Origin of the sequence: Wolbachia pipientis, assembly GCF_030373985.1 — a bacterium.
GTDB classification, from domain to species: domain Bacteria; phylum Pseudomonadota; class Alphaproteobacteria; order Rickettsiales; family Anaplasmataceae; genus Wolbachia; species Wolbachia pipientis_D.
On record NZ_JAUCRB010000005.1, the window covers coordinates 87024 to 96176 of the forward strand.

The window sequence follows — 9153 nt, forward strand, 5'->3', positions numbered from 1 at the left end:
ACAACAATAGAACTGGCCAAAAAACTAGTATTACTACCTTACATATTCTCTACTTTTTAACTCTTTATCTAACTTGCACATTCTAAAAACTTCTCTGCATCAAGTGCAGCCATGCACCCTGTTCCTGCTGCAACTATTGCTTGTCGATACACCTTATCTTGAACATCACCTGCAGCAAACACCCCTGCCCTACTAGTTAAAGTTGTCCCAGGCTTCGTAATTATATAACCCTGTTCATCCATCTCAACAAAGCCCTTAAAAATACCCGTATTTGGTGCATGTCCAATTGCAATAAATACCCCATCTACATTCAATTCTTGAGTTTTCGTTGATTTAATTACAATACCAGTAACTTTTCTTGGATTTTCTTCTCCAAGAATTTGCTCTACAGTATGATTCCACATTACTTTTATCTTATCATTTTTAAAGAGCCTGTCTTGCATCACTTTCTCAGCTCTTAATTTATCACGCCTGTGTATTAGTATAACCTCTTTAGCAAACCGAGTTAAAAATATTGCTTCTTCAACAGCGGTGTTTCCACCACCGATTACAGCTACAACTTTACTCCTAAAAAATGCACCATCACAAGTTGCACATGCTGAAATCCCGTAACCTTGAAATCTCTTTTCACTCTCCAGACCAAGCCATTTCGCTTGTGCACCAGATGCAATGATAATTGCATCAGAATAGTAGTCATTAGTATTACCAAAAGATCTAAATCTATATTCATTAGAATCCTCAAGTTGTTTAACGCTCTTTATTTCATCATCCACTATTCTCGTCCCAACCTTCTCTGCATGCAATCTCTTTTGTTCCATGAGCTCTGGACCTTGTATTGAAACAAAACCAGGATAATTTTCAACATCTCTAGTAATCATAAGCTGACCACCAGGCTGCATTCCCGTTACTACAATTGGCTCTAAGTTTGCACGTGCTACATATATAGCAGCAGAATAACCTGCTGCTCCAGATCCAATAATAAGAACTCTTGTACTAAGTAGCCCCATCTATAATTCTTCACTATATGAGTTTAGATAGTCAGCTACTCCTTCATCACTTGCTTGCATTGCTGGCTTGCCCTTCTTCCACCCGGCTGGACATACTTCACCATGCTCTTCATTATGTTTAATCGCATCGACAATTCTAATAAACTCACAGATATTACGCCCTAAAGGCAAATCATTTATCGATTGATGACGTACAACAAACTTATCATCAATAATAAAAGTTGCTCTTAGCGCAACCGAGTCATCATACAATACTCCATAGTCTCTTGATATAGACTTTTTGATATCAGACACTAAAGTGTAGCTAATCTCTCCAATACCACCATCATTAACTGGAGTCTCTCGCCATTTATAATGTGAGAACTTTGAATCTACACTTATTCCTATAACTTCAACACCACGTTTTGAAAAATCTTCTATTTTATTACTAAATGATATCAATTCAGTTGGACAGACAAAGGTAAAATCAAGTGGATAGAAAAAAAGGATAGCATACTTATCTTTTACGTGTTTGCTTAGACAGAAATCATCAACAATTTCTCCATCAGGGAGAACAGCCGAAGCAGTAAAATCGATAGCGAATTTTGTTACAAGATTCATAACCAACCTCATCATTCTAAAATATTTGTAATTCTACACCTTTATAAATTTATATACAAGTTTTCTTTCTCCTTAAGGATTTTTACAGTTAGTTGTTTCTATTAGCTTAAAAACACTCTCAAGCTAACAATGGGCCTTCAGATGCATTACCGACCACATTAATCTGATTTAATATCTTATTACTTGGATAAAAATAATTTTTTATAAATTCCTTATATATAGCTGTTAATTTGTGTACATCATCCACTAACACGCATTCGTTTACCTGATGTGCAGTTTTGTTGACCATACCAAATTCAATCACCAGACAAACATCTTTAATAAATGCAGCGTCAGATGTACCACCACTCGTGCTCAGAGTAGCATCAATACTGGTAACTTTATTTATCGCATCAAGCATAATATCAATATTCCTATCGGGAGTAGAGAGAAAAGTACCCCTGCTGCTGTGCATAGAGAGTTTATAATCGTTAGTCACACTGGAGCATATTTCATCAATCAACTTATATAAATTATCCGGCGTTTGTATATTGTTATATCGAATGTTGAAACTTGCAGTTATTAAACCAGGTATTAGATTATCAGTATCGTTTCCAACATCGACAGTAGTAATTTCGCAATTTGAAGGCTGAAAATATTTATTACCATTATCAAAAGTAGTATCTTTTACCTTACTCAATATCGATACCATCTTATATATTGGATTATCCGCTAAGTCCGGGTAAGCAACGTGCCCTTGTTTCCCATGGCAAATTAATTTGAACGTTGCAGATCCTCTTCTGCCTATTTTTATAGTATCACCCAATTTTTCACTACTGGTTGGCTCAGCAACCACACAATAATCTATCTTCTTGTGCTTGCTTTCCATCCATTTCAAAACTGCCTTTGTTCCATATTCTTCCATGCTTTCTTCAGCACTGGTAATCAACGCACTTATCGAACCACTAAATTGAAACTTTTCTGCGACTAAATTTACCATAGCAGCAATAAATGCAGCTATTCCGCTTTTCATATCAGCTGCTCCTCTTCCATACAACATTCCATCTCTAACCTCTGGACTAAATGGATCGAGTGTCCAACCTTTTAACTGACCCGGGTGCACAACATCAACATGGCCAGCAAAACATAAGTTTGGTACTCCATTTATATATTTCGCATAAAGATTTTTAATTTTAGTTCCACCATCACCAAACTCTAAAATCTCACAGTCAAAACCACTTTTCTTAAGGATTGTTGCTATATACTCTATTGCTCCACCGTCCCTTGGCGTTATACTCTTAAAAGAAACTAATTTCTTAGTTAGTTTTACAGGGTCAATCTTCATACCAACCTTGTAGTACCGATATTACTATATTGTAAACATTCTATGCATTATTTAAAACAAATATTACGCCAAGCAGAACAAATTTTTATAAGAGAAGTAACAGTAGATCATCACCTTGCTGACAGTATCTGTGAAATATGCACGCAATACGGAAATGACATTTTTCTGGTTGCAGATGAAAATATAGCAAAGCTTTTAAATAAAAACGTATTTAATAAAATCATCAATTTAATTATCCCCAGCAATTCCACTGCCTCTCTTGAAACTGTAAATTTAGTCAGAAGCAAAATAAAAAGTAGTGACTCAATAGTTGCATTCGGCAGCGGCACTGTTAACGATATCTGCAAGTACGCAAGCTACCTAGAAGGCAAAGACTACATATCCTTTCCAACAGCTGCTTCTATGAATGGATATAGCTCTGCAAATGCTTCAGTATTAGTAGATGGATATAAAAAATCGTTTGCAGCACATCTCCCCAAGGCAATATACATTGATACCAATATAATTGCCAACGCACCACTACGTCTCACATTAAGCGGATTTGCAGATTTCATGTGTCGGTCAACAGTGCAAGCCGATTGGTTGTTATCTCACTTATTATTCGGCATAGAATACAACGAACTACCCTTTACATTTGTTCATGACCTGGAGCAAACCTTGCTAAGAGAGTATCTAGCGCTTGCAAAAAGAAGCAAAAAAGTGGTCTTACTACTTATGGAAGCCTTACTGATTTCAGGACTTGGAATGGTAATATCAAAAGGTAGCTATTCTGCAAGCCAAGGAGAGCATATGATAGCTCACGCAATGGAGATGGTAACAAAAGATTATTCCTCCTCATTACATGGCGAAAAAATTGCTGTTACAGCGATCACTATGGCTAATTTGCAGGAAAAAATATTATCAATACAAAACCCTATCATTAAACCAACTACCTTGAATGTAAAACATGTGATTGAGTGTTTTGGCAATACCGAATTTACAAAAATTCTCAAGCAGAAGCAAATTCTGCAACAAAAAATTAAAGAGATCTCTCATAAAGAATGGAATAACATTTCCGGTCTAATTAAGCAAAACTTACTACCTGCAAGACGTCTACAAAAAATGTTTGAAGATTTGTCAATTCCACACTTACCAGAGCACCTAGGTTGGAGCAAAGAGCAATACTGCAAAGTGGTCAATCTTGCATTTGCAACAAGAGATAGATTCACTTTTCTTGACTTAGCTAATTGCATAAAAGAAAGTGAAGTGTTGTAGCTAGAGCAATTTAGAAAATTATTAACACTTTATTTCCTGGTGAGCGCTCTATTTTGCTTTCCAACTCAAGTTCCAAAAGAGCCATTAAAGAGAGGTTTGTGGACAATCCACTTGTTAAGATGAGCTCATATATACCAATGGGTAAAGAGTTGACATTATTAACTATAACAGATCTTGCTTGTTGTAATTTTTCCTGTTTTTGGTTAACAGAACAGAACTCAATATCAAACAGACTCTTTTACCGAGGAGGTAAACTAAACCTCACACTCTCTATTACATCATCAGCGGATTCAATAAACTTAGCACCGTTCTTAATTAAATAATTGCTACCACTACAGCACAAATCCAAAGGGAAATCAGAAACCGCAAACACCTTTCTTCCCTGTTCCAAAGCAAAATTCTCTGCTATTAAAGAACCAGAACTCTTCGATGCTTCGATCACTGTTAATCCCAGGAATAGACCAGACATAATTCAATTTATTTGAGGAAAATACTGATGCTTTGGTTTAGTAGCAATGGAAGCTCAGGTAATTATTAACCCGCCATTTTCAGTGATTTTCTTGTACAGATCAATATTTTCCCTTGGGTACACTATATCAATTCCACTCGCTGTAACTGCAATAATTGGATAATTTTTATATATACACTGTTTGCTGCAGTGTCAATGCTTCTTGCGAGCCCAGAAACGATAATGAAACTAGCCTTGCTTAAGTCGAGCGCCAGCTTACTGGCAAAATTTCTCCTATTTATTGAAGAGTTACGCCACCAATTATTGCAATTATCTCACGACTTAATAACGATACATCACCAAGTGCAGTTATTACAGAAGGACAACCCGGTATATTTCTTAAAATGTCAGGGTAATCTGAATCACATGCAGGTATAATTTTAGCTCCAATTTTCTCTGCACTATCGATTTCTTTTCGTGCATCTTGAACGCTATATACCCTTTTATTGTTAGTAAGCCCACCTAGATATTTTAATGCTTTATCCAACGATCCATACACCCTTAGCACACTAGAAAACTTCGTTGGTCCTAAAGCTCTAGCTAGGCTCAACCATATCTCTAACTCTTCATTATTCAACTTATTTATCTTCATAAAGGAATTTTCTTCCAACTGCCTAAAAACACTCAATATTTACTAATATTTAAACTATAATATATATAGATAAATATTTCACCAAAAGACTTGAATTTCTTATTAGTTTAGTGTACCTAAGATTATATAAGTACACAGTGATTTATGACGCATTTTGTTACAGATAAATGCATAAAATGTAAATATACAGATTGTGTAGAAGTGTGTCCTGTTGACTGCTTCTATGAAGGCAAAAATATGCTCGTGATTAATCCAGATGAATGCATTGATTGCGGGGTGTGTATATCCGAGTGTCCAGTAGACGCAATTGTCACTGATGATTCTATAAAGGACATTTCAGAACTAGATGAAGATTTATTGAGCAGTGAACAAAAAACCTTCAAGTCATTTTACAACATAAATGTAAAATACTCGCAAAAGTGGCCAAATATTACAGCTAAAAAGCAACCTTTGGGTACTGCTGAAGAGTATAAAGAAAAAAAAGACAAAGCAGCATATTTTTTTGAAAATCTAGAATAATGCTACTGAAGAAAAAGAAACCTCTTGCATCTCACGGTTGTTGTTTTGCATTTCTTAAAATAGCTGTATTGTTTATGCCTTTAACAGCATTCAATGCTAACTAGCTTACCTGAGAACACAAACAGTAATACAGCAATTTTACTACTATTTAACTGTTAATAGGTACATTAGGCAATCATGTAGGGATAAAGTGTTAAAGTAAGCTATGCAGAAATTACTAAACGTGTTGCAGCGTATATAGCTGACCAAACGATATTCCTAGCCTGCTGTTCATCATTTTTTTTATTAATATCATTTATATTACCAGAAGAATCCCTTGCTAGCTTTTTTAATCATATCTTTCCTAATACTGACATTGATACAGAACTTATGTCAATACTATATGAAATATTAGAAGACTTAGGTACATTACTAAGAAGTTTAGTATATATAGAATTAGAAGCATCAATGATAACAAGACTTGGTTGAACTCCAGGAATTACTACTTGGTATATGCATAAAAGATTCAAACACTCTTAAAAATGCTGCTTTAATGCAAGTAGCATTGAGAAGCACTCTCAAGACATTTTTATTTGTATCTCTCTATTTCTGAGTGGTTTTTAATTTTACCAATCTTAGTTTTAATATTTGCAGCATTTGATAAACGTAAGCAGTTCTTTCACGATAAAATTGCAAACATGGTAGTGATAGACTATAAACCTGAAGAATGTCATTCAAATTTAAACTATGTGGGAATAACTAGGCGCATTATAGCGGACATTATTGACTATTTTATTTTTAAGGTAATTTCCTTAGTCTATGTGATTTTTGTATGGGTAATTTTGCGCACTACTACACCTTTATTATTAAATTATATATACTTGCTCATCTTTTTTGCTATCAGTGATATTTGGAGTATTCATGATAAAAAATCTGGTGGTGCTCCAGAACAATTATTGTGTGGTATTCATATAAAAGATGCAAATACACTTGAAAATGTTATCCTAGTGCAAGCAATAATTAGGTATATTTTGATTGAAGTTATTCACTTCCCTACTCTTATTAAGAGAAGGGAATTTTTTAATAAGTATACTTCTGAGTGGTAGATTGACCATTCATCAGGCTTAATCCTTATGGCCATAATACTAATTTTTGTATGTGCAATATTTGACAGCGCAAGTAGTTTCTTCATGATAAAATTGCAAAGGCAGTAGCAATAAACCATAAATCTTCAAACTAACTTTCACTTCTGTTTACGATGCTCAAATATATAGTTATAATTAATACAATTCTTCTAAAAGCACTCATGACTCCAACTATAGTAATTTTAAGTGGTGGATTCTCTCGTGAAAGAGAAATATCACTTATGAGCGGAAAAGCAGTAAAAAAGGCGCTTGATAGCCTTTCATATAAGGCAGTAGAAATAGATGTTGATAGCAAAATTGCTGAAAAGCTTAAAAAAATTAACCCTGATCTTGCTTTTATTGCTCTGCATGGAGCTTATGGCGAAGATGGCTGCATTCAAGGTTTATTGGAAATTTTAGGTATAAAATATACACACTCTAGAGTCATGGCTTCGGCTGTTGCTATGAATAAAGCAATGTCAAAACACATATTTTGGTCTATCGGTATCAACACTCCAAAAGGATACGTAGTTAATCGAGAAGATGTACTAAAAAATAATATTAAAATTAGCTACCCATATGTCTTAAAACCAATTAACGAAGGCTCAAGCATCGGAGTGCACATAATTTTCTCGCACGAGGATTATTTAAAATTAAAAAACATGTTTGCAGCGCGTAACACTGAAATCCAGGAAAAAGAACTAGTGTCAGCTACCCCGATGACAAGAGATTTGATGATCATAGAAGAGTATATATCTGGTGTAGAGTTACAAACTGCTGTGTTGCTAGACGAAGCAATCGGTACTATGGAAATACGACCAAAAAATAAATTCTATAATTATGAAGCAAAATATACAGATGGGTTTGCAGAATACATATTTCCTGCAGAAATTCCTGACAATATATACAAAATGACCTTAGAACATGCGTTGAAAGTTCATCAATTTCTAGGATGCAAAACTATTTCTCGCTCAGATTTTCGTTATAATCCTAAGAAAAATACCTTAAAAATGCTTGAAATCAACACACACCCTGGCTTTACTGAGTTATCGTTAGTGCCAAAAATTGCAAAATCGACAAAAGGAATCGATTTTAATGAATTAGTTAAAATTATCGTTGAAGATAGTTTGCAGCATAAAAATATCAAAGATTAAGTAAATGTTGAGCAACGTTACCAGAAGCCAAAGGAGTTTTTTGCGTAAGTGTGCTTTGTTTATTATAATAGCACTCTTTCTTACGTTAGTACTCTATAGCTCACTCGATAAAATTATAAGTCGATTTAATTATTTCCTCACTTTGTGCAATGATCGCTTATCCAGCTTATTGCTCAGTAACGGGTTTTCAATTGATAAAGTGGTTGTTACTGGCAACAAATTTACAAATGAGAAGGACATTTTAAATTTGGTAAATAAAACGCAACCAATTATGTATATATCACTTTCAAAGCTTGCTGATAGCATACAATCCGCAAGCGGATGGGTAAAACATGTAAGAATTCATAGAATGTTGCCCAATACCCTATATATTAACATAGATGAACATAAACCATTTGCTCTCTGGAAAAATGATAACAAAACTTCAGTAATTGATTCTGAAGGTAAAGTGATCGTAAATGACTACCTGATAGATAATCTCGCTGTAATCACAGGACAAAATTCGTTATCAAATCTAAAATTTATTAAAGATATATTAGAGAGCAAAACTCAATTAAGTGACCATATTTCTTCTTGTATTTATGTAGGTAAAAGAAGATGGAACATCATACTTGATAACGGTTCAACAGTAAAACTGCCCGAAGATAATCCTTATAGCGCATGGGATTATTTAAATCACTTACAAAACACAACCGATTTCACTTTTAGCGATTGGAGTATAATTGATATACGTATTACTGATAAAATCTTCGTGAAGAGGTGATAGACTTCATGCTGCTATCCAAGTAGCCTCTATGATATCATCCAAGCAGCGCGGCACTGGTTGATTATAAAATTTGAGAAAATATTTAAGAAGTTTGTCAGACAGAAAAAAGGCAAAAAAGATCCCAGTCATTGTCTATTTTCAGTACCGGCGTTTTTCAAGTCCTAAACATTGCGATCTAGCTGCTCTTAAACTGCAACTAACCTTAGCTTTAATGCTTAAGAAGCTTACCAAGCAGAAAAAAAGACAAAAAAAACCGTTGTAGCTAGTTATTCTACTCTTTATTTCAAAATTTGACGTTGGGTGATGTCTTGAACGCTTTATAAGCG

General features: G+C 34.5%; 10 protein-coding genes and 1 pseudogene. 5 read left to right on the plus strand and 6 right to left on the minus strand.

Annotated elements, in window-relative coordinates:
• Nucleotides 1-68 precede the first annotated feature (68 nt).
• The 3 genes from trxB to dapE all read right to left on the minus strand — a co-directional run bounded on the left by trxB (nucleotide 69) and on the right by dapE (nucleotide 2931).
• Nucleotides 69-1007, minus strand: coding sequence for a thioredoxin-disulfide reductase (gene trxB, locus QUS22_RS05030; protein WP_289513896.1), 939 nt, complete (start codon nucleotides 1005-1007; stop codon nucleotides 69-71).
• Entirely contained in the window at nucleotides 1008-1607 is a 600-nt protein-coding gene (locus tag QUS22_RS05035) for a peroxiredoxin (RefSeq protein WP_289513897.1), read from the minus strand.
• A gap of 118 nt (nucleotides 1608-1725) precedes the next feature.
• On the minus strand, nucleotides 1726-2931 hold the full coding sequence (gene dapE, locus QUS22_RS05040) for a succinyl-diaminopimelate desuccinylase (protein WP_289513898.1): 1206 nt from the start codon (nucleotides 2929-2931) through the stop codon (nucleotides 1726-1728).
• Nucleotides 2932-2973: 42 nt separating this feature from the next.
• On the opposite strand from dapE, the gene QUS22_RS05045 reads away from it, so the two are divergent.
• Entirely contained in the window at nucleotides 2974-4185 is a 1212-nt protein-coding gene (locus QUS22_RS05045) for an iron-containing alcohol dehydrogenase (protein ID WP_289513899.1), read from the plus strand.
• A 10-nt stretch (nucleotides 4186-4195) separates the two neighbouring features.
• Here the strand turns inward: QUS22_RS05045 and QUS22_RS05675 are convergent, their stop codons facing one another.
• The 3 genes and pseudogenes from QUS22_RS05675 to QUS22_RS05685 form a co-directional block, all read right to left on the minus strand.
• Complete coding sequence (locus QUS22_RS05675) at nucleotides 4196-4417, minus strand: DprA-like winged helix domain-containing protein (protein WP_458783160.1); 222 nt, start codon at nucleotides 4415-4417, stop codon at nucleotides 4196-4198.
• Between the two features lie 6 nt (nucleotides 4418-4423).
• Nucleotides 4424-4828 (minus strand): annotated as a pseudogene (locus QUS22_RS05680) (DNA-processing protein DprA).
• Nucleotides 4829-4931: 103 nt separating this feature from the next.
• Entirely contained in the window at nucleotides 4932-5285 is a 354-nt protein-coding gene (locus QUS22_RS05685) for a hypothetical protein (RefSeq protein WP_289513900.1), read from the minus strand.
• Between the two features lie 144 nt (nucleotides 5286-5429).
• Here QUS22_RS05685 and QUS22_RS05065 point away from each other — a divergent pair, with 144 nt between their 5' ends.
• The 4 genes from QUS22_RS05065 (at nucleotide 5430) to QUS22_RS05080 (ending at nucleotide 8824) form a co-directional block, all read left to right on the plus strand.
• Nucleotides 5430-5804, plus strand: coding sequence for a ferredoxin family protein (locus QUS22_RS05065; RefSeq protein ID WP_289513901.1), 375 nt, complete (start codon nucleotides 5430-5432; stop codon nucleotides 5802-5804).
• A gap of 572 nt (nucleotides 5805-6376) precedes the next feature.
• A complete protein-coding gene (locus tag QUS22_RS05070) occupies nucleotides 6377-6889 on the plus strand; it encodes an RDD family protein (RefSeq protein WP_289513902.1) in 513 nt (170 codons plus the stop codon).
• 200 nt (nucleotides 6890-7089) lie between these two features.
• Nucleotides 7090-8061: a D-alanine--D-alanine ligase gene (locus tag QUS22_RS05075; protein ID WP_289513911.1), complete on the plus strand. Its 972-nt coding sequence runs from the start codon at nucleotides 7090-7092 to the stop codon at nucleotides 8059-8061.
• 4 nt (nucleotides 8062-8065) lie between these two features.
• The gene (locus tag QUS22_RS05080) at nucleotides 8066-8824 is read left to right on the plus strand and encodes a cell division protein FtsQ/DivIB (RefSeq protein WP_289513903.1); all 759 of its coding nucleotides are present in this window, start codon (nucleotides 8066-8068) and stop codon (nucleotides 8822-8824) included.
• Nucleotides 8825-9153: the final 329 nt, after the last annotated feature.

Coding starts and splice junctions, on each gene's coding strand:
- trxB (WP_289513896.1), bottom strand. CDS start 1,007: ATGGGGCTACTTAGTACAAGAGTTCTTATTATTGGATCTGGAGCAGCA.
- QUS22_RS05035 (WP_289513897.1), bottom strand. CDS start 1,607: ATGAATCTTGTAACAAAATTCGCTATCGATTTTACTGCTTCGGCTGTT.
- dapE (WP_289513898.1), bottom strand. CDS start 2,931: ATGAAGATTGACCCTGTAAAACTAACTAAGAAATTAGTTTCTTTTAAG.
- QUS22_RS05045 (WP_289513899.1), top strand. CDS start 2,974: ATGCATTATTTAAAACAAATATTACGCCAAGCAGAACAAATTTTTATA.
- QUS22_RS05685 (WP_289513900.1), bottom strand. CDS start 5,285: ATGAAGATAAATAAGTTGAATAATGAAGAGTTAGAGATATGGTTGAGC.
- QUS22_RS05065 (WP_289513901.1), top strand. CDS start 5,430: ATGACGCATTTTGTTACAGATAAATGCATAAAATGTAAATATACAGAT.
- QUS22_RS05075 (WP_289513911.1), top strand. CDS start 7,090: ATGACTCCAACTATAGTAATTTTAAGTGGTGGATTCTCTCGTGAAAGA.
- QUS22_RS05080 (WP_289513903.1), top strand. CDS start 8,066: ATGTTGAGCAACGTTACCAGAAGCCAAAGGAGTTTTTTGCGTAAGTGT.